The organism is Pseudomonas sp. TE3899 (genome assembly GCF_056279105.1).
The window spans coordinates 2,895,756-2,922,306 of record NZ_JBWBQR010000001.1 but is presented as its reverse complement, the minus strand read 5'-3'; the positions used below and the strand labels follow the sequence as shown (position 1 = coordinate 2,922,306).

Sequence of the window (26,551 nt, the reverse complement as noted above, 5' to 3'; positions counted from 1 at the left end):
CCATTTTCGTGGCAAGCATGGAGTGAGGATGTTCGAGGAAGAAAACGCGCAGTGGGGGCTGGTGCATGCCCTGGTGCTGGATGGAAAAGGCGGTGCGCGTTCGATAGCCCGGACTGAACTCGACGAATTGCAGCTGCAGGCCCATGAGAGCCTGTGGCTGCATTGGGATCGCAGTCACCCGCAAACCCAGACCTGGCTGCGTAAATCCAGCGGTCTGAGTGAATTCACCTGCGATCTGCTGCTGGAAGAAAACACCCGTCCGCGTCTTCTACAGCTTTCCGACAGCGAGCTGCTGCTATTTTTGCGCGGTGTGAACCTCAATCCTGGCGCCGAGCCTGAGGATATGGTTTCGGTGCGCATCTTCGCTTCGGCCCAGCGGGTGATTTCTCTGCGTTTGCGTCCGTTGCGCGCCACCGATGAGTTGCTGGTGCAGCTTGCGGAAGGCAAGGGGCCGAAAACCGCCTCCGAACTCATCCTTTATATGGCTCAGAACCTCACCAACAAGGTGCAGGATCTGGTCGCTTGCCTCTCGGAAGTGGTCGATGAGGAAGAAGAAAAACTGGATGCCGACGAACGGTATACACCCGAGCATGGTTCCATTTTGCAGATCCGTCGCAGGGCGGCCGGGCTGAAACGTTTCCTGGCCCCGCAGCGGGATATTTTCGGACAACTGACGCGGATAAAACTGCCCTGGTTTGTCGAAGATGACGGCGATTACTGGAACGAATTGAACAACAGTCTGACCCGCTATCTCGAGGAGCTGGAATTGACCCGGGAGCGGGTGGGGCTGGTCCTGGAGGCCGAAGACCGGCGTTTGAGCGTGCGCATGAATCGCACGATGTACCGCTTCGGGATCATCACCGGGATCTTTTTGCCGATGAGTTTTCTGACCGGTCTTTTGGGGATAAACGTCGGTGGCATTCCGTTCTCCGCCAGCCCTTATGGGTTCCTGATTGCGTGCCTGATGATGGTGTCGGTGGCGCTCGGGCAGTGGTGGTTATTCCGACGTTTGCGCTGGGTGTGATGATGAGCCATGTGACCCGGGCAAAATTGATCGCGTCTTTCACAGACATCACGAGAGGTGCGTATGCACGATCCGTTTGAACAGTCTTTGCGTGACATGCTCAAGGCATCTCCGTCCACTCGGGACGACGATGCGTGCCTTGGTCGTGTCCTGAAAACCGCCAACCGGCAGGTCGGCGCCGGCGATCTGTTCAGCCTGCTGGGCCGCTGGCTGCCCGCGCTGATGATTGCCTTGAACAATGGATCGGCCCACGTCGCGCCGGTCTCCCGCCACCGTAAACCTACCGTTCGCACTGCTGATAAGGCTGATTGAATATGGAACTTGATCTCTGGACTCAGAGCCTCGTCACAGCAATGACTGCGTTGTGGACCAAGATTGCGAATTTTATTCCGAACCTCTTCGGGGCACTGGTTGTCCTACTGCTGGGTTTTGTCGTCGCCAAGCTTCTGGACACCTTGCTCTCAAAATTGCTCGCCAAACTGGGCCTTGATCGCCTGATGGGCGGCACCGGTTTGACCAAGTTGCTGTCCCGTGCCGGGCTTCAGGTGCCTATTTCAACCCTGATCGGCAAAATCGTTTATTGGTTTGTTTTGCTTATTTTCCTGGTTTCTGCCGCAGAATCCCTTGGACTTGAGCGAGTTTCAGCTACGCTGGATATGCTTGCGCTGTATTTGCCGAAAGTATTTGGCGCCGCGCTGGTGTTGTTGGTAGGTGTGTTGCTGGCGCAATTGGCCAATGGGCTGGTGCGCGGGGCGGCAGAAGGGGTAGGGCTGGATTACGCGTCGGGCCTGGGGCGGATTGCCCAAGGCCTGGTGATTATCATCAGCCTCTCGGTTGCGATCAGCCAGTTGGAGGTCAAAACTGACCTGCTCAACCATGTGATTGTGATCGTTTTGATTACCGTTGGTCTGGCGGTTGCGCTGGCCATGGGCTTGGGAAGCCGGGAAATTGCCGGTCAGATTCTTGCGGGAATCTATGTGCGTGAGTTGTATCAGGTTGGGCAACAAGTGCGTGTTGGCGAGGTCGAAGGTCAGATCGAAGAGATCGGCACGGTTAAAACCACATTGCTGACCGACGAGGGTGAGCTAGTCTCTCTCTCCAATCGGATCCTCCTGGAGCAGCATGTGAGTAGCCGCTAACCCGGCAAACCCTGCTAATGTATGCCGCCGCAAAGTGCCCTGTAAGGGCTGCGGCGGACATTGACCTGACTGTCGGCCCGACTTGTTTTGAATAAAGCTCAATCGCTCTCCACGCGCTACGACCCCCGCGAGCTCTCTGATGAGGAGTTGGTCGCGCGCTCGCATACCGAGCTGTTTCACGTAACACGCGCCTATGAAGAACTGATGCGGCGTTACCAACGAACATTATTTAACGTCTGTGCGCGGTATCTTGGGAACGATCGCGACGCAGACGATGTCTGTCAGGAAGTGATGTTGAAGGTGTTGTACGGCCTGAAGAACTTCGAGGGGAAATCGAAGTTCAAGACGTGGCTCTACAGCATCACGTACAACGAATGCATCACACAGTATCGGAAAGAACGGCGAAAGCGTCGCTTGATGGACGCGTTGAGTCTGGACCCCCTCGAGGAAGCGTCTGAAGAAAAGGCGCCGAAACCCGAGGATAAGGGTGGACTTGATCGCTGGCTGGTGTATGTGAACCCGATTGACCGTGAAATTCTGGTGCTACGATTTGTCGCAGAGCTGGAGTTTCAGGAGATCGCAGACATCATGCATATGGGCTTGAGTGCGACAAAAATGCGTTACAAACGTGCTCTAGATAAATTGCGTGAGAAATTTGCGGGCGTTGCTGAAACTTAGTTCAGCGCAAATATCTCTTACGTGTAGGCAAGTTCTGATAGACTTGCCGCCGAGTTGTCCCCCGGTTTGCGGGACTGCTTCACAATCACCAGATGGGGATTTAACGGATGAAACTGAAAAACACCTTGGGCTTTGCCATTGGTTCTCTTATTGCCGCTACTTCGTTCGGCGCGCTGGCACAAGGCCAAGGCGCAGTTGAAATCGAAGGCTTCGCTAAGAAAGAACAATTCGACAGCGCTCGTAACTTCAAGAACAACGGCAACCTGTTCGGCGGTTCGGTTGGTTACTTCCTGACCGACGACGTTGAACTGCGTCTGGGCTACGACGAAGTGCACAACGTGCGTTCCGACGACGGCCGTAACATCAAGGGCGCCAACACCGCTCTGGACGCTCTGTACCACTTCAACAACCCGGGCGACATGCTGCGTCCGTACGTATCGGCTGGCTTCTCCGATCAGAGCATCGGTCAGAACGGCTCCGGCGGTCGTAACCGTTCCACCTTCGCCAACGTTGGCGGCGGTGCCAAGCTGTACTTCACTGACAACTTCTACGCTCGTGCCGGCGTTGAAGCTCAGTACAACATCGACCAGGGCGACACCGAGTGGGCTCCAAGCGTCGGTATCGGTGTGAACTTCGGTGGCGGCTCCAAGCCTGCTGCTGCTCCAGTTCCAGCACCAGCTGAAGTCTGCTCCGACAGCGACAACGATGGCGTTTGCGACAACGTTGACAAGTGCCCGGACACCCCAGCCAACGTAACTGTTGACGCTGACGGCTGCCCAGCAGTTGCTGAAGTTGTTCGTGTTGAGCTGGACGTGAAATTCGACTTCGACAAGTCGGTAGTCAAGCCTAACAGCTACGGCGACATCAAAAACCTCGCTGATTTCATGAAACAGTACCCATCCACCACCACTACTGTTGAAGGTCACACTGACTCCGTCGGTCCTGACGCTTACAACCAGAAACTGTCCGAGCGTCGTGCAAACGCCGTGAAACAAGTTCTGACCAACCAGTACGGTGTTGAATCGTCCCGCGTTCAGTCTGTTGGCTACGGCGAATCCCGCCCAGTTGCTGACAACAAAACTGAAGCTGGTCGCGCTGTAAACCGTCGCGTAGAAGCGCAGGTTGAAGCTAAAGCTAAGTAATTAGCCCGCAGCTCAGGAAAAGCCCGGCTTAGGCCGGGCTTTTCTTTGCCTGCGATTTGAGTTTCCGCTTGGGTTCGTCGTCGCTTTTAAAAGATCGCAGCCTGCGCCAGCTCCTACAGAGCGGTATGCCGAACATATGCGGGAGCTGCCGAAGGCTGCGATCTTTTGATCTGATCACCGGCCGCCACCGCACCAATCACCAGTATCGCTGGGCTCTTGAGCTCGAAGCTGTGGGCATCCTCTTCCATGGCTGTCAGATCGCTCCGACATTCGCGCTGCTGTGGCAGTGAAGCGTTTTCAATCATCGCCACCGGCGTATCCGCTGCCATGCCACCGGCCAGCAGTTGCTCGCGGATCTCACTCAGCTTCGCCACGCCCATGTAAATCACCAGTGTCGTGCCACCCTGGGCCAAGGCTCGCCAGTTCAGGCTGCTGTCGTCCTGAGTGTGGGCGGTGACCAGTGTCACGCCGCGTGCCACGCCGCGCAGGGTCAAGGGGATATCACATTGCGTCGCCCCCGCCAGTCCGGCGGTGATGCCATTGACCAACTCGACCTCCACCCCGCGCTCGCGCAGCCACTGCGCTTCTTCGCCGCCGCGGCCAAAAATGCATGGATCACCGCCCTTGAGTCGCACCACGCACTTGCCGTGGCGGGCATAACGCAGCATCAACCGATGAATGAAGGCCTGAGGCGTCGAGCGACAGCCGCCGCGCTTGCCAACCGCAATGATCCGCGCACCCGGGCAGTGCTCCAGCACTGCTTCGTTGACCAGGTCATCGATCAGCACCACATCCGCTTCCCTCAAGGCCCGAACCGCTTTGAGGGTCAGTAATTCAGGGTCGCCGGGACCCGCACCCACCAGCCAGACTTTTGCGCTCATCGTATTTTCCTCACGAGATAACGGCGACTGGCTGCGCAGTGGCAGCCAGCAGACGCTTGATTTCCGGGACGCAGGAACCGCATTGCGTGCCACAGCCCAGTTCTTGTTTCAGGCCCTGCAGATCCAGGCCACGGCTGATGCCGGCGCAGACCGCGCTTTGGCTGACGGCTTTGCAGTTGCACAGGGTTTTGTGGCCGGCGGCCGGCGCGTCGACGTTGCCCGGCGGCGCGCTCAATGGCGCCAGCAGCCAACGCCGCAATTGTTCGTCGGCCCGACCTTCGAGCCACAAGCTTTGCAGCCAGTGCTGGGCGAGGGTTTCACCCGCCAGGCGAATCGCGGTGATCCGGCCGTTCTCGATGCGCACCCGTTTGCCGATGGCGCGCCGAGGATCGTCGTAAGCCAAAACAGGCCCGTCATTAAGCCCAAGACACTGATCGATATCACGCAGCAATTGCGCATCGGGCGGCGTGGCGCTGGCAGCGCGTATCAGCAGCGCCGGGCGCTCACGGCCGGCCAGACTGAGGCTGACGTAGGAAAACGCCTCACAGAGGGGGCGTAGCGTCTCGAAATGTTGTTGAACATCGCCCTCGATCAAGGCGAAAAGGTGCCAGGGCAGTTGAACCGGTTCCAGGCGCACGCCGCTGTGTTTGAGTTCCGGTTGTTTCGACAAGGGGTCGAATGCCGGCTGAGTGATCCCGTTGACGCCACCCTTGAGAAAACGGTCGCCCCAATGCATGGGCAGAAACGCCTGCCCCGGACGCACGCTGTCGTCACTGCCGACGGCCACGATCAGTGCGCCACGACGGCTTTTCAGGCTGACCAGATCACCGGGTTGCAGTCGATGCCGGCGCAGTTCATCCGGGTGCAGGCTCAACACGGCTTCGCTGACATGACCGAACAATTGCGCGGCGGTGCCGGTGCGGCTCATGCCGTGCCATTGATCGCGCAGGCGGCCGGTGATCAAGGTTAGCGGGAAACGCGCATCGCGCTGCTCCTTGGCGGCACGGTACGGGTCGGCGATGAACTGCGCACGACCGCTGGCGGTCGGGAATACCCCGTCCAAGTACAGCCGCGCCGTGCCTTCGCTGGCGCCGGTGGGGAAGGGCCATTGCTGCGGACCGAGCCGATCCAGCAGCGCGTGGCTGATGCCGGACAAGTCCAGATCCCGGCCTTGGGTCAGTTGCTTGTACTCATCGAATACCTGGGCCGCCGTATCAAAGGCAAACAGACCCGGTTGTGCAGGGCGCAGACGTTTCTCCAGGCGTTGTGCGAAATCCACTGTGATTGCCCAATCCGACCGCGCTTCACCGGGTGGGCGAATGGCCTGGCGGACGTGGGAAATTCGCCGCTCGGAATTGGTCACCGTGCCGTCCTTCTCCCCCCAGCTCGCGGCGGGCAGCAGCAGGTCGGCGAACGCCGCGGTTTCGGTGGTGCGAAAGGCTTCCTGCAACACCACGAACGGGCAGGCCTCCAACGCTGCGCGTACGCCCGTCTGGTCCGGCAAGGATTGCGCGGGGTTGGTGCAGGCGATCCACAGCGCCTTGATCTGGCCACTGCGCACCTGTTCGAACAACTCGATCGCCGTAAGCCCGGTGTTCTCGGGCAATTGTTCAACCCCCCAGTACGTCGCCACTTCGGCACGGTGCTCGGCATTGGCGGCTTCACGATGGCCGGGCAGCAGGTTCGACAAGCTGCCGGTTTCCCGCCCGCCCATGGCATTCGGCTGACCGGTCAGGGAGAAAGGTCCTGCGCCGGGACGACCGATTTGCCCGGTGGCCAAGTGCAGATTGATCAGTGCGCTGTTCTTCGCGCTGCCAGCGGTGGATTGATTCAGCCCCATGCACCACAGCGACAGAAAGCTCGGCGAAGTGCCGACCCATTCGGCGCACTGCTGCAGTTGCTCAATGCCAATCCCGCACAGTTGCGAAACCATTTGCGGGGTGTAATCACGTACCAGGTTTTTCAGCTCGGCCAGGCCTTCGGTGTGGGCCTTGATGAAGTCGCGATCAACCCAGTCTTCCCACAACAGCAGGTGCAAAATCCCATGGAACAACGCGACATCGGTGCCCGGCAAAATCGCCAGGTGCAGGTCAGCCAGATCGCAAGTGTCGGTACGACGTGGGTCGATGACGATGACTTTCATCCGGGGGCGGCGGGATTTGGCCTCTTCCAGGCGTCGGAACAGGACCGGGTGGGCGTAGGCCATGTTACTGCCGACGATCATCACGCAATCGCTCAGCTCCAGGTCTTCGTAGCTGCACGGCGGCGCATCGGCGCCCAGGCTGCGCTTGTAGCCGACCACCGCCGACGACATGCACAGCCGTGAATTGCTATCGATGTTGTTAGTGCCCACCAGCGCCCGCGCCAGTTTGTTGAAGGCGTAGTAGTCCTCGGTCAGCAACTGCCCGGAAATGTAGAACGCCACGCTGTCCGGGCCGTGTTCGGCGATGGTTTGGGCAAACACATGGGCGGCGTGATCGAGGGCGGTGTCCCAGTCGGTGCGGCCACGGGCCAGGCCTTTGCCCAGGCGCAGTTCCGGGTACAGCGCCCGGGCGGCGAGGTCGCCGGTCAGGTGCAGGGTGGAACCTTTGCTGCACAATTTGCCGAAGTTGGCCGGGTGCGCCGGATCGCCGCTGACGCCAAGGATACGCTCGCCGTCATGCTCGATCAGCACACCGCAACCGACCCCGCAGTAGCAGCAGGTCGAGGCGGTGATTTGGCGGTTCATCAGCCTGCATCCCGCAGCGACAGCAGCACCCGGCCATTTTCCACCCGCGCCGGATGGTGATGGGCGCAGCCAACATCCGGCGCCTGGGCTTCACCGCTTTGCAGGTCGATCTGCCAGTTGTGCAACGGGCAGGCGACGCGTTTGCCGTAGATCAAGCCCTGGGACAACGGACCGCCCTTGTGCGGGCAGCGGTCATCGAGTGCGAAAACCTCATCGTCGCTGGTACGAAAAATCGCGATGTCACCTTTCGGCCCGGCGATGATCCGCGAGCCGAGGGTATTGATCTCTTCCAGTGCGCAGATATCCAGCCAGTTCATGCCAGCACCTCCAGGTTTTTTACGGGGATGACGTCGAATTCCTTTTTCAGCAGCGGCTGTTCCAGGCGTCCTTTCCACGGGTCCTGTTCGAACGACAGGGAGAATTGCAGGCGATCATTCAGTGCCTTGCGCCGTTCCGGGTCTTCCAGCACGGCTTTCTTGATGTGTTCCATGCCGACCCGTTGCAGGTAGTGCACGGTGCGTTCGAGGTAGAAAGCTTCCTCCCGATACAGCTGTAGAAAAGCGCCGTTGTATTCGCGCACTTCTTCCGCGGTTTTCAGCTTGACGAAGAATTCGGCGACTTCGGTCTTGATCCCGCCGTTACCGCCGATGTACATCTCCCAGCCCGAGTCCACGCCGATAATTCCTACGTCCTTGATCCCCGCTTCCGAACAGTTGCGCGGGCAACCGGAGACGGCCAGTTTCACTTTGTGTGGCGACCACATGTTGAACAGGTCGTGCTCGAGTTCGATGCCCAGTTGCGTCGAATTCTGCGTACCGAAGCGGCAAAACTCACTGCCGACGCAGGTTTTCACGGTGCGGATGGATTTGCCGTAGGCGTGGCCGGAAGGCATGTCCAGGTCTTTCCAGACCCCCGGCAGGTCCTGCTTCTTGATCCCCAGCAAGTCGATGCGCTGGCCGCCCGTGACCTTGACCATCGGCACGTTGTACTTGTCGGCGACGTCGGCAATCCGCCGTAACTCCGACGGATTGGTCACACCGCCCCACATCCGCGGGACCACCGAGTAGGTGCCGTCTTTCTGAATGTTGGCGTGGGCCCGTTCGTTGATCAGTCGCGATTGCGGGTCGTCCTTGGCTTCGCCGGGCCAGGTGGAAATCAGGTAATAGTTGAGCGCCGGGCGGCAGGTGGCGCAGCCGTTGGGTGTGCGCCAGTTCAGGTAGCTCATGGTGGTGGCGATGGTCAGCAGATGTTGTTCGCGGATGGCCTGGCGAATCTGCCCGTGATTGAGGTCGCTGCAGCCGCAGATGGCTTTTTCGCTTTTCGGTTTGACGTCCGCTGCGCCGCCGACGGTGTTGATCAGGATCTGCTCGACCAGGCCAGCGCAGGAACCGCAGGAACTGGCAGCCTTGGTGTGTTTTTTTACGTCGTCGACGCTGAACAACCCGTGCTCCTGAATCGCCTTGACGATGGTGCCTTTGCACACGCCGTTGCAGCCGCAGACTTCGGCGGTGTCGGCCATGCTCATGGCTTTGTCCTGGCCCTGATGTCCTACATCGCCGAGGGCGTTTTCGCCAAACATCAGGTGATCGCGGATCTCGCCGATGGCGTGATTCTCACGGATTTGTCGGAAATACCAACCGCCATCTGCCGTATCGCCGTACAGACAGGCGCCGACCAGCACGTCATCCTTGATCACCAGTTTTTTGTAGACCCCACCGATCGGGTCGGACAGGGTGATGGTCTCGGTGCCTTCGCCGCCCATGAAGTCGCCGGCGGAGAACAGGTCGATGCCGGTGACTTTCAATTTGGTCGAGGTTACCGAGCCTTTGTAGGTGGCGAAGCCCAGCTGTGCGAGGTGGTTGGCGCAGACCTTGGCCTGTTCGAACAACGGCGCGACCAGGCCGTAGGCGATGCCACGGTGGCTGGCGCATTCACCGATCGCATAGATGCGCGGGTCGTAGGTTTGCAGGGTGTCGTTGACCAGAATTCCGCGGTTGCACGGGATGCCGGATTTTTCCGCGAGTTCGGTGTTGGGGCGAATCCCGGCGGCCATCACCACCAGGTCGGCGGGAATGATGTCGCCGTTCTTGAACTGCACCGAGCCGACCCGGCCATTGCCGGCATCGTGCAGGGCCTGGGTCTGTTCGCAGAGGCGAAAATGCAGGCCACGGGCTTCGAGAGCGGTTTGCAGCAATTGGCCGCTGGTTTTGTCCAGTTGCCGTTCCATCAACCATTCGCCGATGTGCACCACGGTGACGTGCATGCCGCGCAACATCAGGCCATTGGCGGCTTCCAGGCCCAGCAGGCCGCCGCCGATCACCACGGCGTGCTTGTGGGTTTTCGCGGTGTTGATCATCGCCTGGGTGTCGGCGATGTCGCGGTAGCCGATCACGCCGTGCAAGGTGTTGCCGGGGATCGGCAGGATGAACGGGGTCGAGCCGGTGGCGATCAGCAGGCGATCGTACTCGGCTTCGGTGCCGTCTTCGGCGATCACCCGGCGCTTGATCCGGTCGATCTCCACCACTTTGCGGTTGAGCAGCAATTTGATGTTGTTGCTCAGGTACCAGTCGAGATCGTTGAGCACGATCTCTTCGAAGGTCTGTTCACCAGCCAGCACCGGCGAGAGCAGGATGCGGTTGTAGTTGGTGTGGGGTTCGGCGCCGAAGACTGTGATGTCGTACAGCTCGTTGCTCAGCTTGAGCAGTTCCTCCAGGGTACGAACCCCGGCCATGCCGTTGCCGATCATCACCAGTTTTAGTTTTTTCATCAGGTTCTCCGGGAGCTCAGACTCGCCTCATCAGGGCTTTCAGGTCGTGCTCGACAAATTTCGCGCAAACAAAAAAAGGCGTCCCGCTAGTTGCCTAGCGAGGACGCCTTTGTCCTGGTCCCGTTCTCTCGGGAAGCACAACCTTCGTCGTTGAAGGCTGGGCTTTATGTATGGTGGGAAAGGTAATGCAGTGGTTGTGCCAAGTCGTTCAAGGCTTAGTTTGGCCGGGCTCATGATGGGGGGGCAGGATCAAAATCTATATTTGTGCACCGATTCGAGGCGAATCGCCCGGTCCTGGGGCAAATGAAACGTGTGGCGAGGGATCGAGTCAGTGCAATGCCAGAACCAGCAACAGCACATTCATCCCCAACGACATCAGCGCCAATGTCCGCCAAACCTTCAACGGCTCACGCTCCAGCAATGGCCGGGGACGCACACTCAAACTCCGCCGCTCCCCCTGTTCCAGCAACAACAACCATTCTTCCGCCGTTTCAAAACGCTGCTGCGGATCAACCGCGACCGACCGCTCCAGACTCAACGCGATCCACTCCGGCAGGTCCGGCCGATAGCGACTGGCACTGACCGGCACACCAAAGCGCGGGCGCTGAAAGGCTTCGATTTCACCATAGGGATAATGCCCGGTCAGCAGGAAATACAGGGTCACGCCGACCGCATACAAATCCTGTTGCGGCGTTGGCGCAACCCCGTGAAACGCTTCCGGCGCGATATGGCTCGGCGTGCCCGGCAGGGCGGAGGGCTGGTCTTCGGACAGGCCAGGGCAGTAGGCGAGGCCGAAGTCCAGCAAGCGCAGCTCACCGTCGTCCCCCAGCAGCAAGTTCTCCGGCTTGATGTCGCGATGCAGGATCTGTCGTCGATGCAGCATCCCAACCGCCCGCAATAGGCGCTCGGCCACATCCAGCCACTGGGGCAGCGGCAAGGGGCCGACATCGGCGTACAACTGCGCCAATGTCGATCCGGAATATTCCCGCATCACGTAGTACAAATGCTGACGCTGACTGGCGGCATGGACTTCAGGAAAATGCCGCCCGGCCACCCGTTTGAGAAACCATTCCTCCGACAGCAATGCCTGCCCGGCCAGGTGATCGTCGTGCAAATGCCCGGGCAGGGTTTTCAGCAGCCAGGGTTGTTGTTGCCCGTCCCGCACCCGATACAGCAGCGATTGCTGGCTCTGCCCAAGAAGGCATTCCACCTGCCAGCCTTCAAAGGATTGCCCCGGTTTCAGCGCGGGCGGCAGGGGCCATTGCTGCAAATGAATCAGCGCATCGCCAATGCTCGTTTCACCGAGGGCATCGACCCGCACCAGCAAGGCGCTGGCGTTGTCCTGGCTGCCGGCCAGGTGCGCGGCGTTGACCAGGGTCTTGGCGGCGCTATCAAGATCGGGTTGGTCGCGCAGAATCGCCGCAATGGCGGTTTCACCCAGCACCGCCCAGACCCCATCGCTGAGCAGTACGAAACGCTCATCCAGACGAAGTTCGCCATCGAGAAAATCCAGTACCAGATGCTGATCCAGGCCGAGGGCGCGCTTGAGCACATGCTGCATGCCTTGCTGCTCCCAGACGTGATCCTCGCTGATCCGCTGCAACTGATCGGCGTGCCAGCGATACACCCGACAATCTCCCACATGAGCCAAGGTAAAGCGCCTACCGCGCATGACCAAAGCACTGACGGTGGTGAGCAGCGGCTGCCCACCGCCGTTAGCCTGTAACCAGCGATTCTGTGCGGATAACAGGCGATCCAGTGCCTGGGCCACGCCCCAGGTTTCCGGGGTGGCGTAGTAGTCCAGCGCCAATGCCTGCAAGGTCGAACGGGCGGCGAGGCCGCCGTCGGCGCATTGGCTGACACCGTCGGCGATGGCAAACAGATAACCCTTGCTCGCCGCCAGCGCCGGGGCCGGCGTGACCAGGCGCAGGGCGTCCTGATTTTCCGCGCGGGGGCCGATGGCGCTGGCTTCGGCGAAGCTCAGTTGCAGGCTCATGGAAGCCTCAGACCCGCGCCGCCGTGACGGCGGCCGAACCCCAGGTGGTTCTCCAGCGGCGTTTCACACCGTACAAACCGAACCAGGCCAGCACGCCGAGGCTGGCGAACAACCACAAGGCCAGTTGATAGCTGCCGGTGCTCTGCTTGATTGCGCCCATGCCCGCCGCGAGGGCGAAGCCGCCGATGCCACCGGCCATGCCGATCAACCCGGTCATCACGCCGATCTCCCGACGAAAACGCTGTGGCACCAGTTGGAACACCGCGCCGTTACCGGCCCCCAACCCGAGCATGGTGCAGACGAAAAGTGCCAATGCCGCGTAGGAACTCGGCAAATTGAACCCGACGGCCGCAATGCAGATCGCCGCCACCGTGTACATGCCCAGCAAGGTGCGAATGCCGCCAAAACGATCCGCCAAGGCGCCGCCTAATGGCCGCATCAAACTGCCGCCGAACACACAGGCGGCGGTGTAGTAACCGGCGGTGACCGGGCTCAGGCCATATTGATCGTTGAAATAGCCGGGCAGGGCGCTGGCCAGGCCAATGAAGCCACCGAAGGTCACGCTGTAGAAAAACATGAACCACCAACTGTCACGGTCGCCGAGGGCCTTGAGGTAGTCGGCCATGGACTTGGCTTTCGGCCGTTCCGGAGCGTTTTTCGCCAGCCAGGCGAACACGATCAGGGTCAGGATCAACGGGATCAGGGCGAAGCCGAACACGTTGCTCCAGCCGAACGCGGCCGCCAGCACCGGGGCGATCAGCGCCGCGAGCACCGTGCCCGAGTTACCGGCCCCGGCGATGCCCATGGCCTTGCCTTGATGCTGCGGCGGATACCATTGCGACGCCAGCGGCAAGGCGACGGCGAAGGACGCCCCGGCCATGCCGAGGAACAGGCCGAGCACCAGCGCCTGTTCGTAGCTGTGGATCCCGAGTTTCCAGGCACCGAACAGTGCACAGATCACGATGACCTGGCCGATGATGCCGGCGGTTTTCGGTGACAGGCGATCCGCCAGCAGGCCCATCACAAAGCGCAACACCGCGCCGGCCAGAATTGGCGTGGCCACCACCATCCCGCGCTGCTGGGTGGTCAGGTGCAGGTCGGCGGCGATCTGCACCGCCAGTGGGCCGAGCAGGTACCAGACCATGAAGCTCAGGTCGAAATAGAGGAAGGCCGCAAACAATGTCGGGGTATGGCCGGATTTCCAGAAGCTTGAATTCATCGCGCACCTCAGCTGTTAAGCGTCTCGAGAAGGAGTCATGAGCTTGCAGGTGGGGCGCCGCCACGGCCGCACCACCGGCCCCGGTCTCTGGGGCCAAAACGAAAAAACGCCGCCACCGGATCCGCCATGGGCGAATGAGGTGAGCGACGTCTTTGTCGTAGGTGGGGCAACCGCCGTTGGTTACCTGTACAGATTACTTAGCGAGATCTGTGCCAACAGCCGGGACCGAGTCGCGGCCATTCGCGGGCAAGCCTCGCTCCTACAGGACTTCGGCGAATTCAAATGCTGTGAACGACACAAACCCTGTAGGAGCGAGGCTTGCCCGCGAAGGCGTCCTTCAGCCGAGCAACTCACTCATGGCAATAATCTGCTCCGCCACCTGAATCAACTTCTGCTGGCGGCTCATGGCCTGGCGCCGCATCAGGGTGTAGGCCTCTTCCTCGCCGCAGTCCTTCATCTTCATCAACAAGCCTTTCGCCAGTTCAATGCGCTTACGCTCGGCCAGTTGCTGATCCCGTGCATGAAGCTGGGCGCGCAGGGCCTGGTCGCTTTCGAAACGGGCCATGGCCACGTCGAGAATCGGCTGCAAGCGTTGTGCGTGAATGCCTTCGACGATGTAGGCGCTGACCCCGGACTTGATCGCCTGGCGCATCACACCGGGGTCGTGTTCATCGGTGAACATCACGATGGGCCGGGGTTGATCACGCGTGACCAATACCACTTGCTCCATCACATCGCGGCTCGGTGACTCGGTATCGATCAGGATTACGTCCGGGCGCACCGTTTCGACGCGTGTGGGCAGGTCGATGGTCAGGCCGGATTCGTCGATCACCTCGAACCCGGCCTCGGTCAGGGCGGCTTTCAGTCGTCCGACTTTCTTGGCCGTGTCGTTGATCAGCAGGATACGCAACATATTCGCAGTCTCCCGTCAGCGGCTGGCGAGCAATGGCGAGCTGTCGCTCATGGCGTGCAGTGTGAAGCCTCGGGCATAGCCGGCCGGGTCTGAGCCGTCCCAGACTTTGCCGTCGATCAACTGACTGCTGCGCATCTCCTGACCCCAGGCCGCAACGCCGACTGCCGTCGCCGCCTCGCGATAGAGATCCAATTGCTGGACCTTGCGCGCGACGCCGAGGTAATCCGGATCTTCACGCAGCAAACCCCAACGGCGGAACTGGGTCATGAACCACATGCCGTCGGACAGGTAAGGCAAATTGACCTCGCCGCCACCATGGAAGCGCAGAGCGTGCGGGTCTTGCCAGCGATGGCCCAGGCCATCGGCGTAATCCCCCAGCAGACGCGGTTCGATGCAATCCAGCGGTGCATCGAGGTACTCGGGCGCGCTCAACAACTGTGCGGTACTGCGGCGGTTTTCGGGGCTTTCCTCAATGAAACGGCTGGCTTCGAGGATCGCCATCACCAGCGCCCGGGCGGTGTTGGGGTATTGCTCGACAAAGGCGCGGGTGCAGCCGAGGACTTTTTCCGGGTGGTCGGGCCAAATGGTCTGGGTCGTCGAAATGGTAAACCCGAGATCCTGTTTAACCGCGCTGGCGCACCACGGCTCGCCGACGCAGAAACCGTCAATCCGCCCGGCTTGCAGGTGCGCGACCATTTGCGGCGGTGGCACCACCACGCTGTCGACATCCTGCAACGGATGAATGCCCTGGCTCGCCAGCCAGTAATACAGCCACATGGCATGGGTGCCGGTCGGGAAGGTCTGGGCGAACGTCAGTTTTGGACGAGTTTGGTGCACGTGCCGGTGCAGTGCTTCAGGACCGGTCACGCCCAGCGCTTGCAAGCCGTGGGACAGGTTGATGCTCTGGCCGTTCTGGTTCAGGCCCATCAGCACGGCCATGTCGGTGGGGGCAACGCCGCCGATGCCCAGGTGCACGGCGTAGATCAGGCCGTAGAGGCTGTGGGCGGCGTCGAGTTCGCCGCTGACCAGTTTGTCCCGCAGGTTGGCCCAGGATGACTGGCGCTTGAGGTTGAGGGTCAGGCCATAGGGTTGGGCGAAACCCTGGGTGGCGGCGACCACCACCGAGGCGCAGTCGCTCAGGGCCATGAATCCTACGTTGATCGCGGATTTTTCCGGGGCATCGCTACCGTTGACCCAGGCCAACGGGCCGACTGTGGTTTCATTCATCGCTAAACACCTTGCAAAAAAAAGCGTCGCCCCAGGCCCCCGCGTGAGCAGAGCCGGGTGACGACGCCATCGTCTGTCGACTCATCCCGTCGTTGGCATGAGTGCTGATGCCTTTGTCGGTGCAAGGCATATGCCATCGAGCGTTGATTTGCGTGTGCGCCTCGCTTGCGACCCCGATGCCCGGCTATAATCGCCGCCTCATTTCGCCGCCATTCGAGTCAAACCCGCCCATGTACACCCTGGCCCGTCAGCTGTTGTTCAAACTTTCCCCGGAAACCTCCCACGATCTGTCCCTGGACCTGATCGGCGCGGGCGGGCGTTTGGGCCTCAACGGTTTGCTGTGCAAGGCGCCGGCGAAAGTGCCGGTGAAGGTCATGGGCCTGGAGTTCCCGAACCCGGTGGGTCTGGCGGCCGGTCTGGACAAGAACGGCGCGGCCATCGACGGTTTTGCCCAGTTGGGTTTCGGCTTTGTTGAAATCGGCACCATCACCCCGCGTGCGCAGCCGGGTAACCCGAAACCACGGATTTTCCGCCTGCCGGACGCCGAGGCGATCATCAACCGCATGGGGTTCAACAACCTCGGCGTCGATCACCTGCTGGGCCGCGTTGCCGCCGCCCAAATACAAGGGCGTGCTGGGCATCAACATCGGCAAGAACTTCGATACGCCGGTTGAGCGTGCGGTGGACGACTACCTGATCTGCCTGGACAAGGTTTATGCCCACGCCAGCTACGTCACGGTCAACGTCAGCTCGCCGAACACCCCGGGGCTGCGCAGCCTGCAATTCGGTGATTCGCTCAAGCAACTGCTGGCCGACCTGGCCCAGCGCCGGGCTGAACTGGCGTTGCGCCACGGCAAACATGTGCCGCTGGCGATCAAAATCGCCCCGGACATGACCGACGAAGAAACCGCACAGGTGGCGCAAGCGCTGATCGAAACCGGGATGGACGCGGTAATTGCCACCAACACCACCCTGAGCCGGGTTGGCGTCGAAGGCCTGGAGCATGGCGACGAGGCGGGCGGCCTGTCCGGCGCGCCGGTTCGCGACAAGAGCACCCATACCGTGAAGGTGTTGGCGGCAGAGTTGGCCGGCCGTTTGCCGATCATCGCCGTGGGCGGCATCACCGAAGGCAAGCACGCGGCTGAGAAAATCGCGGCGGGTGCGAGCCTGGTGCAGCTGTATTCCGGCTTCATCTATAAAGGCCCGGCGCTGATTCGTGAATCCGTGGACGCCATTGCCGCTCTGCGCTAAACCCCGGTGGGAGCGGGCTTTTGTGGCGAGGGGGCTTGCTTGTGGCGAGGGAGCTTGCTCCCGCTGGGCTGCGCAGCAGCCCCAACCCGGTCAACGCGGTATGTCAGGCAAAACGCGGTGGCAGGGTTTACGACTGCTGCGCAGCCGAGCGGGAGCAAGCTCCCTCGCCACAAAAGCAGTTCGCAGCAATTTTGAAAAGCAGTTCGCAGCAATTTTGTGTATCAGGCTGGCATAAAAAAGGGCACCTCGAAGGTGCCCCTGGGCCGAAGCCCGCCGTCCGGATGGGACGTGCGTGGTTAAGGTGTTACGTAATCAGGTGATTGTGTTGCAGTGTCAGGCCCTTTGTTAGCCAACGGCGTGAAGTTCGTTGAGTCTATGGATTCCCGCAGTGCCGGTCATACCGTCCCAGTTGTCGCCGCGTCCTTCGCGCCAGCCGTTAATCCAGGCTTGGCGTACCGACGGTAGAGTAAATGGGCAAAGCTCACGGGATTTGCCACCAACGCCATATTGATATCCGCGCAAAAATGCTCTTTCCAACGGATCACGCTTAAGTCTTCTCATAGGGTGTTGCCCTCACTTGTTGACTGTATTTATCGCGTCGACCTCAATCGAGGTCTGGCAGAAATTCTCTGCCGTTGGCGGCTCGCTGCCGGCGTCGCGAGCCAAGGTGTTGACGCCGTTGCGACGTCAACCTGTGTTGAGTTCTAACCAATAGGTCACATCGAGGGAATGATCGTTTTGTCATAAGAACGTAACCATAAAGATGGTATGGCCATAAGTAACACGATGTTTGTCCCGTGTTTATTGGTCAAACCCCGGTATGATCAGCCCCGCGCTGTATGACGGGGTTAATCCTTTAGTGAGAATGACCCACGTTTGCGCTGGGGTACTATTCGACGAAGGGTCGCTTTATGACATTTTGTTGCTTCAACTATTTTATCTGCCCTGACATCTAAGCTCTTTTAACCCGAGCAGTCAGGGTGGGACGGCACACCTTCGTGCCACGCGGGCGCTCTTTTAGAAAAGCGCCTGATTGAAAACCGGACCGGCAATGCGTTGTCGGTTCACTCAGCCAAAGGCTCTGAAATTCCAATGTCCGATCAATTCGAAATCTTCCTCACTTGCCCCAAAGGCCTTGAAGGCCTGCTCATCGAGGAAGCCGTCGGGCTTGGCCTTGAAGAAGCGCGTGAGCACACCTCTGCCGTGCGCGGCATGGCCACCATGGAAACCGCTTATCGCCTGTGCCTGTGGTCGCGTCTGGCGAACCGGGTGCTGCTGGTGCTCAAGCGGTTCCCGATGAAGGACGCCGAAGACCTGTACCACGGCGTGCTCGACATCGAGTGGCAAGACCACATGCTCAATGACGGCACCCTGGCCGTCGAGTTCAGCGGTCACGGCTCGGGCATCGACAACACCCACTTCGGCGCCTTGAAAGTCAAAGACGCCATCGTCGACAAACTGCGCACCCCGCAGGGCGACCGTCCGTCCATCGACAAGCTCAACCCGGACCTGCGCATTCACCTGCGCCTGGACCGTGGCGAAGCGATCCTGTCCCTCGACCTGTCCGGCCACAGCCTGCACCAGCGCGGCTATCGCTTGCAGCAGGGCGCGGCGCCGCTGAAGGAAAACCTCGCGGCGGCGATCCTGATCCGTTCCGGCTGGCCACGCATTGCGGCCGAAGGCGGCGCGCTGGCTGACCCGATGTGCGGTGTGGGGACGTTCCTCGTCGAAGCGGCGATGATCGCCGCCGATATGGCGCCGAACCTGCGCCGCGAGCAGTGGGGCTTCACCGCCTGGCTCGGCCACGTTCCGGCGCTGTGGAAAAAACTCCACGAAGAAGCCACCGAGCGTTGCGCCGCCGGCCTGGCCAAGCCACCGCTGTGGATTCGCGGCTATGAAGCCGACCCACGCCTGATTCAACCGGGCCGCAACAACGTCGAGCGCGCCGGCCTCAGCGAGTGGATCAAGATCTACCAGGGCGAAGTCGGCACCTTCGAGCCGCGTCCGGATCAGAACCAGAAAGGCCTGGTCATCTGCAACCCGCCGTACGGCGAGCGTCTGGGTGACGAGGCGAGCCTGCTCTACCTCTACCAGAACCTTGGCGAGCGTCTGCGCCAGGCCTGCCTGAACTGGGAAGCCGCCGTGTTCACCGGCGCCCCGGATCTGGGCAAGCGCATGGGCATCCGCAGCCACAAACAGTATTCGTTCTGGAACGGCGCGTTGCCGTGCAAGCTGCTGCTGATCAAGGTCACCCCGGATCAGTTCGTGACTGGCGAACGCCGCACCCCGGAGCAGCGTCAGGTCGAGCGCGAGCAGGCGGAAGTCGAAGTCGCGGACAACGACGTAGCGCCGGGCAAGTACGAGAAGTACAACAAGAACGGCAACCCGATCAAACCGGCCCCGGTGGTGATCGAGCAACCGCGCTTGAGCGAAGGCGGGCAGATGTTTGCCAACCGCCTGCAAAAGAACCTCAAGGCCCTGGGCAAGTGGGTCAAGCGTGAAGGCATCGACTGCTATCGCGTGTATGACGCCGACATGCCGGAATACTCGATGGCCATCGACCTGTACCAGGATTGGGTTCACGTCCAGGAATACGCCGCGCCGAAGTCCATCGACCCGGAAAAAGCCTCGGCCCGGATGTTCGATGCCCTGGCCGCCATTCCTCAGGCCCTGAACATCGACAAGAGCCGCGTGGTGGTCAAGCGACGCGAGCGTCAGAGCGGCACCAAGCAGTACGAACGCCAAGCGGCACAGGGCAAGTTTGTCGAGGTCAACGAAGGTGGCGTGAAGCTGTTGGTCAACCTCACCGACTACCTCGACACCGGGCTGTTCCTCGACCACCGGCCAATGCGCATGCGTATCCAGAAAGAGGCGGCCGGCAAGCGTTTCCTCAATCTGTACAGCTACACCGCGACCGCCAGTGTGCATGCAGCCAAGGGCGGCGCGCGCAGCACCACCAGCGTCGACCTGTCGAAAACCTATCTGGACTGGGCGCGTCGCAACCTGTCGCTGAACGGTTTCTCCGACAAGAACCGTCTGGAGCAGGGCGACGTGATGGCCTGGCTCGATGCCTGCCGTGACGAGTTCGACCTGATCTTCATCGATCCGCCGACCTTCTCCAACTCCAAGCGCATGGAAGGCATCTTTGACGTGCAGCGTGACCAGGTGCAATTGATCGACCTGGCCATGGCGCGCCTGGCCCCGGGCGGGGTGTTGTACTTCTCCAACAACTTCCGCAAGTTCGTGCTGGAGGAGAACCTCACCACCCGTTATGCGGTCGAGGAAATCACCGACAAGACCATCGATCCGGACTTTGCCCGCAACGGTAAGATCCACCGCGCCTGGAAAATCACGGCCCGCTGACACCTGACCTGATTGGATCCACAGAGCCTTGATTTTTAAAGGCTCTTGGATTCTTTTCAGGGCTGGTCAAATTAGTGGCTAATAGCTATAACTCAACTCATGGCCAATGGGCTTTTCCGGCACCTGGCGTTTTGAGTTGCGTTTTATGTCGTTGCACGCCGTGCGCCCCAAGATCCTGGGCTTTATCAGCGAAGACGTCTCGGCCTGGTTGGTCGCGATGTTGGTATTGCTCGCTGGCGGGATTCTCACGGGGTTGCTGGCCTGGTCCACGTTGAATCTGTTTCATCATCAATTACGGCAACGCTTCCAACTGCTGGCCAGTGAGCGCTACAGCCGTATCGAAGAACGTTTCGAAGATCAGGAGCAGCGCCTCGATGGCCTGCGCCGGTTCTTTGCCAATTCCGAATCGGTGTCTCGCGCCGAATTTGACGGTTACACCCAACCTTTATTGCATCGCACCCAGGCGTACTCGTTTGCAAAACGGGTGTCCGGCGATGAACGTCCGGCGTTCGAGCAGGAGGTGCGCGCCCAGGGGCTGAGCGACTTCTCCATCCGTGAGCTCAATGTGGCGGGCGAACTGCAACTGGCGGCAGAACGCGATGAGTACGTGGTGGTGCTTTACAGCCAGACGCAAAGTCGACTCGGCTCGCCGCTGGGCTACGACTTGCTCGCCCAGCCGTTGCGCCGTGCCACCCTGGAACGGGCGGATGCGAGCGGTGGCATGGCGGTTTCGCAACCGATGCATTTAGTGAATGTTGAACCGGCCTATGCCCGCGGTGTGCTGCTGGTGGCGCCGGTGGTTCCACGTGAAGGCCTGCAAGCGCCGACGACCAAGCCGTTCGGCTACGTCATGGCAGTGATCAGCATGCGCCAGTTGCTGGCCGACGGATTACCGGAGGCCGGTCACGATTACCTGACGGTGCGCATTCTCGACCTGTCCACCAACGATCAACACGAAGTGCTGTACGAATCGGCGAAGCCTCCAGCCGTCAGTGACCTGTCCGCGAGCCGCTTGCTGCGCCTGGCCGACCACGACTATCAAGTGGACATCCAGCCCAGCGAAGCCTTTGTGCAGGCCAACCACTCTTCGGCGAGCAGCCTGGTGGTGCTCGGTGGTTTGCTCAGTCTGTTGCTCAGCGCCTTGCTCTACGTATTGGTCAGCCAGCGCCAACGGGCATTGAAAATGGTCGAGCAGCGCACCGAGGAACTGCGCGCCCGCGAGCAGGAATTGCGCGGCACCCACGGTCAGTTGCGCGGCGTGCTGAATGCCGCGACGCAGGTGGCGATCATTGCTACCGATCTGCGCGGAGTCATCAGCACCTTCAACGCCGGTGCCGAACACATGCTCGGTTACACCGCAACCGAGGTGGTGGGGCACATGACCCTGGAAAACCTGCACTTCCCCCGGGAGCTCGTAGCGCGCTCGGCGGAGCTGAGCGCGCGTTACGGCAAGTTGATCCCGACCTGCCAGGCGATGCTGGTCGAGGGCGGTGAAGAGGGCGGTCACGAAGCCCGGGAATGGACCCTGGTGCGCAAGGATGGCAGCCACCTGACGGTGAACATGCTGGCGACGCCGGTGCTGGATGAGCAAGGGCTGTGGGTTGGGCACCTGGCGATCTGCATCGACATCACCGAACGCAAGCGTGTCCACGAAGCCCTGGCGGCGCGGGACTTGTTGCTGAAAAAACTCAGCGCCCATGTGCCCGGCGGCATCTACCAGTTCAAGATGGAATTCGACGGACGCTTCAGTGTGATCTATGCCAGTGATGGCATCCGCGACATCTATGAGCTGGAACCGGATGTGTTGCTGCTCAACGCCGAAGCGATCTTCACCCGGATTCATCCACAGGATTCGACCCGGGTCCGCGCCTCCATCCGCGCCTCGGCGGACACCCTCAGTCCGTGGCGCGAGGAATACCGCGTGCAACTGCCGGTGGGCGGATTGCGCTGGGTCCGTGGCGAGGCGACCCCGGAGGAACTGCCCGGCGGTGGTGTGCTGTGGCACGGCTACATCTCGGATATCTCCGATCTCAAGCGGGTGGAAGAAGAGCTGCGGGCGCTGTCGGTGACCGACTCGTTGACTGGCATTCACAACCGCCGCTACTTCCAGGAACGCCTGACCATGGAAATGGCCCGGGTCGAACGCGGCGGTGGCGAGTTGTCGGTGATCATGCTCGACATTGACCATTTCAAACGCATCAACGACCAGCATGGCCACGCCGTGGGGGATCGGGTGTTGCAGGCGGTGTGCGAGCGCATTGGCCATCGCCTGCGCCGCACCGACGTGTTCTGTCGCCTGGGCGGCGAGGAGTTCATGGTGTTGTGCCCGGACATCAATGGCGAACACGCCCATGTCCTGGCCTTGCAGTTGTGGCAAGCGTTGCGCAGCTCACCGATCGACGGCGTCGGCACGGTGACCGCCAGTTTCGGGATTGCCAGTTGGCAGGTCGGCGAGGGCGCGGATGCGCTGTTGCTGCGGGCGGACTCGGGGGTGTATGCGGCGAAGCAGGCGGGCAGGGATCGGGTTGAGAACCAGCGCTTGTAGGAGCAAGGCTTGTTGATGATCGTTCCCACGCTCTGCGTGGGAATGCCTCAATGGACGCTCTGCGTCTGCTTTGGGACGCGGAGCGTCCCTGGCTGCATTCCCACGCAGAGCGTGGGAACGATCAGGTAGAGAGTTACAACACCGAAGCGGTCGCCGGGACTTTAGGCTGGCGATACAAATCCAGCAGCACCTGATCCAGCACCGAAGACGCGCCAAACGGTGCCTTGTCGTTGAGAATCGCCACCACCGCCCAGGTGTTGCCATTGATGTCGCGGCTGAAGCCGGAAATCGCCCGTACGGTATTCAGCGTGCCGGTCTTGATGTGGGCTTCGCCGCGCATCGCGGTGGTCTTCAGGCGTTTGCGCATGGTGCCGTCGGTGCCGGCAATCGGCAGCGAACTGATGAACTCGGCGGCGTACGGGCTGCGCCACGCGGCTTGCAGCATACCGGCCATCTCACGGGCACTCACCCGTTCGGCGCGGGACAGGCCGGAGCCGTTCTCCATCACCAGGTGCGGCGCGGTGATGCCTTTCTGGGCCAGCCACTGGCGCACCACCCGTTGGGCGGCTTTGGCATCGTCACCGTCGGCGTCGTTACGAAACCTCTGGCCCAGGCTCAGGAACAGTTGCTGGGCCATGGTGTTGTTGCTGTATTTGTTGATGTCGCGAATGACTTCCGCGAGATCCGGCGAGAAGGCCCGGGCCAGCACCTTGGCATCTTTTGGCGTCGATCCCAGCACATCCTTGCCCTGGATGCTGCCGCCCAGTTCTTTCCAGATGGCCCGCACCGCACCGGCGGTGTAGGTCGCATGGTCGAGCAGCGACAGGTAAGTCTGCGAGCTGCAACCTTCGCCCAACTGGCCGCCAACGGTCACGGTCACGCTGCCATCGGGCTGGGTCACCGGGTTGTAGCGCACGCCACCGGTGCATTGTTTGGAGTTGATCGCCTTGACCTGATTGTCGATGTTAATCGTCGCAATCGGCGGCTCCACCGACACCAGCACCTTGCCATTGTCGTTGCGCGCCACAAAGCGCAGGGCCTTGAGGTTGACCATCAGCGAGTCAGGCTTGACCAGGAACGGCTTGTTCTCGTCATTGCCATCGTCATTGAACTCGGGCAGTTGCGGCTGCATGAAGAAGCCGCGATCGAGCACCAGATTGCCGGTGACCTGGGTTACGCCATTGGCCCGCAGGTCGCGCATCAGCAGCCAGAGTTTTTCCATGTTCAGCTTCGGATCACCGCCACCCTTGAGGTAGAGGTTGCCGTTGAGGATGCCGCCGCTCAGGGTGCCGTCGGTGTAGAACTCGGTTTTCCACTGGTGGTTGGGGCCGAGCATTTCCAGGGCCGCGTACGTGGTGACCAGTTTCATGGTCGAAGCCGGGTTGACCGAGACGTCGGCGTTGAAAATGGTCGGGGTGCCGGGGCCGTTCAGCGGGAGCATCACCAGGGACAGGGCGTTGTCCTGCAACTTGCTGGCCTTGAGGGCCTTTTCAACGTTGGGTGACAGCGCGGTATTGATCGGAGCGGCAGAAATCGGGAGCGCCAGAGGCAGGAGAAGACCGGCGAGTAGCAGTGGGCGTAAAGATTTGATCATGTGAAATAAAACCCTGCAGTCGAGGGGAAAAAAGGTGAGGGCATGAAGATAAAATCCCCCGGTGGTCATGAAAGTGTCGGCATTATGCCCCAAGGTGTAACGGCTTGTGCCGTGCTCGGACCTTCTAATCCGCTATTTTTTTACCGACGGTAGGTTGGCCACTACCGTGGAACGGGCAATTGGCGCCTTAAACTGCTAAAGTGCCGCCCGTTATTACTTATGAGGATTGTTCCAATGGCGACTAACCGTTCCCAGCGTCTGCGCAAAAAACTGTGCGTCGATGAATTTCAAGAGCTGGGTTTCGAACTGAACCTGGATTTCAAAGAAGATTTGGCTGATGAAGCCATTGATGCTTTCCTCAACGCGTTCCTGAAAGAAGCGATGGAAGCCAACGGTCTGGGTTATGTTGGCGGCGACGACTTCGGTCTGGTTTGCCTGCAGAAGCGCGGCTCGGTGTCCGAAGAGCAGCGCGTTGCAGTTGAAGCCTGGCTCAAAGGCCGCAGCGAACTGACTGAAGTCACCGTCAGCCCGCTGCTGGACGTCTGGTACCCGGAAAAGCCGATCAATCCGGTAGCTTGATGTCATGAAAAACGGCGACCCATGGGTCGCCGTTTTTTTATGCCTGCGATTTGTAGGTGTATGGCTTGGGCTGGGATGTTGATCATGGGAATGCCTTCGCGGGCAAGCCTCGCTCCTACAAGGGATCACGCCGAACCTGTAGGAGCGAGGCTTGCCCGCGAAGAGGCCCTCAAGCCTTACGCCAATTCAAAATCACCAACGTCAACACCCCCGCCACAATCCCCCAAAATGCTGACCCGATGGAAAACAGCGTCAGCCCCGACGCCGTCACCATAAACGTCACCAACGCCGCTTCCCGCTCCTTCACTTCGCTCATGGCGATGCTCAAGCCATTGATGATCGAGCCGAACAACGCCAGCGCCGCAATCGACAGCACCAGTTCTTTCGGCAACGCGGCAAACAACGCCGCCAGCGTCGCGCCGAACACCCCGGCAATCCCGTAGAAAATCCCGCACCAGACCGCAGCGGTGTAGCGCTTGTTGCGATCTTCATGGGCGTGCGGGCCGGTGCAGATTGCCGCGCTGATCGCCGCCAGGTTGATGCCGTGGGAGCCGAACGGTGCCAGCAGCAACGAAGCGATGCCGGTGGTGGTGATCAGCGGTGAGGCCGGGACGTTGTAGCCGTCGGCACGCAACACGGCGATGCCGGGCATGTTCTGCGAGGTCATGGCCACCACGAACAGCGGGATGCCGATGCTGATGGTCGCCGCCAGGGAGAAGTGCGGCGTGGTCCAGACCGGCGTCGCCAATTCCAGATGGAAACCGCTGAAATCCAGCAACCCCATGAACCCCGACAGCGCGGTGCCGATCAACAGCGCGGCAAGCACGGCGTAGCGGGGCGACAGGCGCTTGACCACCAGATACGTGAAGAACATTCCCAGCACGAGGGCGGTGCGGTGCTGGGCGGCGACGAAAATCTCGCTGCCGATCTTGAACAGAATCCCCGCCAACAACGCCGCCGCCAGTGAGGCCGGGATCTTTTTCACCAGCCGTTCGAAACTGCCGGTCAAACCGCAAATGATCACCAGTACCGCGCAGGTGACGTAGGCACCGATGGCTTCGCCGTAGGTCACACCGCCCAGGCTGGTGATCAGCAACGCCGCGCCGGGGGTCGACCAGGCGATGGTGATCGGCGTGCGGTAGCGCAGGGACAGGCCGATCGAACACACCGCCATGCCGATGGAGATCGCCCAGATCCACGAGGAAATCTGCCCGCTGCTCAGGCCCGCTGCTTGTCCGGCCTGGAACATCAGGACCAGGGAGCTGGTGTAGCCGGTCATCATGGCGATGAAACCGGCGACGATGGCCGAGGGTGACGTGTCGGCCAGGGGGCGCAGTTGCGTTTGCGTGGCGTCGTTCATGACAGCGGTGTTCCTTGTTCTGATAAAAAAGCCCGGAACAACGCGATCCCTGTAGGAGCGAGGCTTGCCCGCGAAGGCGTCGTGTCAGTCGATATCAATGTTGAATGAGACGACGCCTTCGCGGGCAAGCCTCGCTCCTACAAAG

At 60.7% G+C, this 26,551-nt stretch carries 19 protein-coding genes and 1 pseudogene; 9 read left to right on the top strand and 11 right to left on the bottom strand.

Going from position 1 to position 26,551, the window contains the following annotated elements; genetic code table 11:
* The first annotated feature begins 28 nt into the window (after positions 1 to 28).
* The 5 genes from ACZ89E_RS13275 (at position 29) to ACZ89E_RS13255 (ending at position 3,983) form a co-directional block, all read left to right on the top strand.
* Positions 29 to 1,024: a zinc transporter ZntB gene (locus ACZ89E_RS13275; RefSeq protein ID WP_149660583.1), complete on the top strand. Its 996-nt coding sequence runs from the start codon at positions 29 to 31 to the stop codon at positions 1,022 to 1,024.
* A gap of 63 nt (positions 1,025 to 1,087) precedes the next feature.
* Entirely contained in the window at positions 1,088 to 1,336 is a 249-nt protein-coding gene (locus ACZ89E_RS13270) for a hypothetical protein (protein ID WP_008146303.1), read from the top strand.
* 2 nt (positions 1,337 to 1,338) lie between these two features.
* The gene (locus ACZ89E_RS13265) at positions 1,339 to 2,163 is read left to right on the top strand and encodes a mechanosensitive ion channel family protein (protein ID WP_149660582.1); all 825 of its coding nucleotides are present in this window, start codon (positions 1,339 to 1,341) and stop codon (positions 2,161 to 2,163) included.
* Positions 2,164 to 2,250: 87 nt separating this feature from the next.
* The gene (gene sigX, locus ACZ89E_RS13260; RefSeq protein WP_054054007.1) at positions 2,251 to 2,841 is read left to right on the top strand and encodes an RNA polymerase sigma factor SigX; all 591 of its coding nucleotides are present in this window, start codon (positions 2,251 to 2,253) and stop codon (positions 2,839 to 2,841) included.
* Between the two features lie 107 nt (positions 2,842 to 2,948).
* Complete coding sequence (locus ACZ89E_RS13255) at positions 2,949 to 3,983, top strand: OmpA family protein (protein ID WP_149660581.1); 1,035 nt, start codon at positions 2,949 to 2,951, stop codon at positions 3,981 to 3,983.
* Between the two features lie 113 nt (positions 3,984 to 4,096).
* Here the strand turns inward: ACZ89E_RS13255 and cobA are convergent, their stop codons facing one another.
* From cobA to ACZ89E_RS13215, 8 genes are all read right to left on the bottom strand, one after another.
* Positions 4,097 to 4,864, bottom strand: a complete 768-nt coding sequence (cobA, locus tag ACZ89E_RS13250) for a uroporphyrinogen-III C-methyltransferase (protein WP_476255836.1) — start codon at positions 4,862 to 4,864, stop codon at positions 4,097 to 4,099.
* A 10-nt stretch (positions 4,865 to 4,874) separates the two neighbouring features.
* Positions 4,875 to 7,592: a nitrate reductase gene (locus ACZ89E_RS13245; protein WP_476255835.1), complete on the bottom strand. Its 2,718-nt coding sequence runs from the start codon at positions 7,590 to 7,592 to the stop codon at positions 4,875 to 4,877.
* Positions 7,592 to 7,909 (bottom strand): nitrite reductase small subunit NirD, encoded by a 318-nt coding sequence (gene nirD / locus ACZ89E_RS13240; RefSeq protein ID WP_149660578.1) that lies wholly within the window; start codon positions 7,907 to 7,909, stop codon positions 7,592 to 7,594. Before nirD ends, ACZ89E_RS13245 begins: the two co-directional genes overlap by 1 nt.
* Positions 7,906 to 10,359 (bottom strand): nitrite reductase large subunit NirB, encoded by a 2,454-nt coding sequence (nirB, locus tag ACZ89E_RS13235; RefSeq protein WP_476255834.1) that lies wholly within the window; start codon positions 10,357 to 10,359, stop codon positions 7,906 to 7,908. Before nirB ends, nirD begins: the two co-directional genes overlap by 4 nt.
* A gap of 328 nt (positions 10,360 to 10,687) precedes the next feature.
* The gene (locus tag ACZ89E_RS13230; protein ID WP_476255833.1) at positions 10,688 to 12,355 is read right to left on the bottom strand and encodes a bifunctional protein-serine/threonine kinase/phosphatase; all 1,668 of its coding nucleotides are present in this window, start codon (positions 12,353 to 12,355) and stop codon (positions 10,688 to 10,690) included.
* A 7-nt stretch (positions 12,356 to 12,362) separates the two neighbouring features.
* The gene (locus tag ACZ89E_RS13225; RefSeq protein ID WP_149660575.1) at positions 12,363 to 13,574 is read right to left on the bottom strand and encodes a nitrate/nitrite transporter; all 1,212 of its coding nucleotides are present in this window, start codon (positions 13,572 to 13,574) and stop codon (positions 12,363 to 12,365) included.
* A 337-nt stretch (positions 13,575 to 13,911) separates the two neighbouring features.
* Positions 13,912 to 14,487, bottom strand: coding sequence for an ANTAR domain-containing response regulator (locus tag ACZ89E_RS13220; RefSeq protein ID WP_149660573.1), 576 nt, complete (start codon positions 14,485 to 14,487; stop codon positions 13,912 to 13,914).
* A gap of 15 nt (positions 14,488 to 14,502) precedes the next feature.
* Positions 14,503 to 15,714, bottom strand: a complete 1,212-nt coding sequence (locus tag ACZ89E_RS13215) for a CmpA/NrtA family ABC transporter substrate-binding protein (RefSeq protein WP_149660572.1) — start codon at positions 15,712 to 15,714, stop codon at positions 14,503 to 14,505.
* Positions 15,715 to 15,944: 230 nt separating this feature from the next.
* On the opposite strand from ACZ89E_RS13215, the pseudogene ACZ89E_RS13210 reads away from it, so the two are divergent.
* Positions 15,945 to 16,965: pseudogene (locus ACZ89E_RS13210) on the top strand (quinone-dependent dihydroorotate dehydrogenase).
* Between the two features lie 345 nt (positions 16,966 to 17,310).
* Here ACZ89E_RS13210 and rmf read toward each other — a convergent pair.
* Positions 17,311 to 17,526 carry a ribosome modulation factor gene (rmf, locus tag ACZ89E_RS13205; RefSeq protein WP_003223300.1) on the bottom strand — a complete coding sequence of 72 codons (216 nt, stop codon included), beginning with the start codon at positions 17,524 to 17,526 and terminating at the stop codon, positions 17,311 to 17,313.
* A gap of 531 nt (positions 17,527 to 18,057) precedes the next feature.
* Here rmf and rlmKL point away from each other — a divergent pair.
* Both rlmKL and ACZ89E_RS13195 read left to right on the top strand, forming a co-directional pair.
* Positions 18,058 to 20,328 carry a bifunctional 23S rRNA (guanine(2069)-N(7))-methyltransferase RlmK/23S rRNA (guanine(2445)-N(2))-methyltransferase RlmL gene (gene rlmKL, locus ACZ89E_RS13200; protein ID WP_133836708.1) on the top strand — a complete coding sequence of 757 codons (2,271 nt, stop codon included), beginning with the start codon at positions 18,058 to 18,060 and terminating at the stop codon, positions 20,326 to 20,328.
* A 145-nt stretch (positions 20,329 to 20,473) separates the two neighbouring features.
* On the top strand, positions 20,474 to 22,873 hold the full coding sequence (locus tag ACZ89E_RS13195) for a sensor domain-containing diguanylate cyclase (protein ID WP_476255832.1): 2,400 nt from the start codon (positions 20,474 to 20,476) through the stop codon (positions 22,871 to 22,873).
* 133 nt (positions 22,874 to 23,006) lie between these two features.
* Here ACZ89E_RS13195 and dacB read toward each other — a convergent pair whose 3' ends face one another.
* Positions 23,007 to 24,467 (bottom strand): D-alanyl-D-alanine carboxypeptidase/D-alanyl-D-alanine endopeptidase, encoded by a 1,461-nt coding sequence (gene dacB / locus ACZ89E_RS13190; RefSeq protein ID WP_149660568.1) that lies wholly within the window; start codon positions 24,465 to 24,467, stop codon positions 23,007 to 23,009.
* A gap of 234 nt (positions 24,468 to 24,701) precedes the next feature.
* On the opposite strand from dacB, the gene ACZ89E_RS13185 reads away from it, so the two are divergent.
* A complete protein-coding gene (locus tag ACZ89E_RS13185; RefSeq protein WP_133836711.1) occupies positions 24,702 to 25,046 on the top strand; it encodes a YggL family protein in 345 nt (114 codons plus the stop codon).
* Positions 25,047 to 25,215: 169 nt separating this feature from the next.
* Here ACZ89E_RS13185 and ACZ89E_RS13180 read toward each other — a convergent pair whose 3' ends face one another.
* Entirely contained in the window at positions 25,216 to 26,406 is a 1,191-nt protein-coding gene (locus tag ACZ89E_RS13180; protein ID WP_476255831.1) for a benzoate/H(+) symporter BenE family transporter, read from the bottom strand.
* Positions 26,407 to 26,551: the final 145 nt, after the last annotated feature.

Excerpts from the sequence above, each read along its gene's own strand:
- ACZ89E_RS13255 (WP_149660581.1), top strand. The coding sequence starts at position 2,949 with ATGAAACTGAAAAACACCTTGGGCTTTGCCATTGGTTCTCTTATTGCC.
- ACZ89E_RS13215 (WP_149660572.1), bottom strand. The coding sequence starts at position 15,714 with ATGAATGAAACCACAGTCGGCCCGTTGGCCTGGGTCAACGGTAGCGAT.
- ACZ89E_RS13245 (WP_476255835.1), bottom strand. The coding sequence starts at position 7,592 with ATGAACCGCCAAATCACCGCCTCGACCTGCTGCTACTGCGGGGTCGGT.
- ACZ89E_RS13185 (WP_133836711.1), top strand. The coding sequence starts at position 24,702 with ATGGCGACTAACCGTTCCCAGCGTCTGCGCAAAAAACTGTGCGTCGAT.
- ACZ89E_RS13270 (WP_008146303.1), top strand. The coding sequence starts at position 1,088 with ATGCACGATCCGTTTGAACAGTCTTTGCGTGACATGCTCAAGGCATCT.
- ACZ89E_RS13220 (WP_149660573.1), bottom strand. The coding sequence starts at position 14,487 with ATGTTGCGTATCCTGCTGATCAACGACACGGCCAAGAAAGTCGGACGA.
- cobA (WP_476255836.1), bottom strand. The coding sequence starts at position 4,864 with ATGAGCGCAAAAGTCTGGCTGGTGGGTGCGGGTCCCGGCGACCCTGAA.
- ACZ89E_RS13180 (WP_476255831.1), bottom strand. The coding sequence starts at position 26,406 with ATGAACGACGCCACGCAAACGCAACTGCGCCCCCTGGCCGACACGTCA.
- dacB (WP_149660568.1), bottom strand. The coding sequence starts at position 24,467 with ATGATCAAATCTTTACGCCCACTGCTACTCGCCGGTCTTCTCCTGCCT.
- rmf (WP_003223300.1), bottom strand. The coding sequence starts at position 17,526 with ATGAGAAGACTTAAGCGTGATCCGTTGGAAAGAGCATTTTTGCGCGGA.
- ACZ89E_RS13265 (WP_149660582.1), top strand. The coding sequence starts at position 1,339 with ATGGAACTTGATCTCTGGACTCAGAGCCTCGTCACAGCAATGACTGCG.
- ACZ89E_RS13225 (WP_149660575.1), bottom strand. The coding sequence starts at position 13,574 with ATGAATTCAAGCTTCTGGAAATCCGGCCATACCCCGACATTGTTTGCG.
- nirB (WP_476255834.1), bottom strand. The coding sequence starts at position 10,359 with ATGAAAAAACTAAAACTGGTGATGATCGGCAACGGCATGGCCGGGGTT.
- ACZ89E_RS13195 (WP_476255832.1), top strand. The coding sequence starts at position 20,474 with ATGTCGTTGCACGCCGTGCGCCCCAAGATCCTGGGCTTTATCAGCGAA.
- ACZ89E_RS13275 (WP_149660583.1), top strand. The coding sequence starts at position 29 with ATGTTCGAGGAAGAAAACGCGCAGTGGGGGCTGGTGCATGCCCTGGTG.
- ACZ89E_RS13230 (WP_476255833.1), bottom strand. The coding sequence starts at position 12,355 with ATGAGCCTGCAACTGAGCTTCGCCGAAGCCAGCGCCATCGGCCCCCGC.
- rlmKL (WP_133836708.1), top strand. The coding sequence starts at position 18,058 with ATGTCCGATCAATTCGAAATCTTCCTCACTTGCCCCAAAGGCCTTGAA.
- nirD (WP_149660578.1), bottom strand. The coding sequence starts at position 7,909 with ATGAACTGGCTGGATATCTGCGCACTGGAAGAGATCAATACCCTCGGC.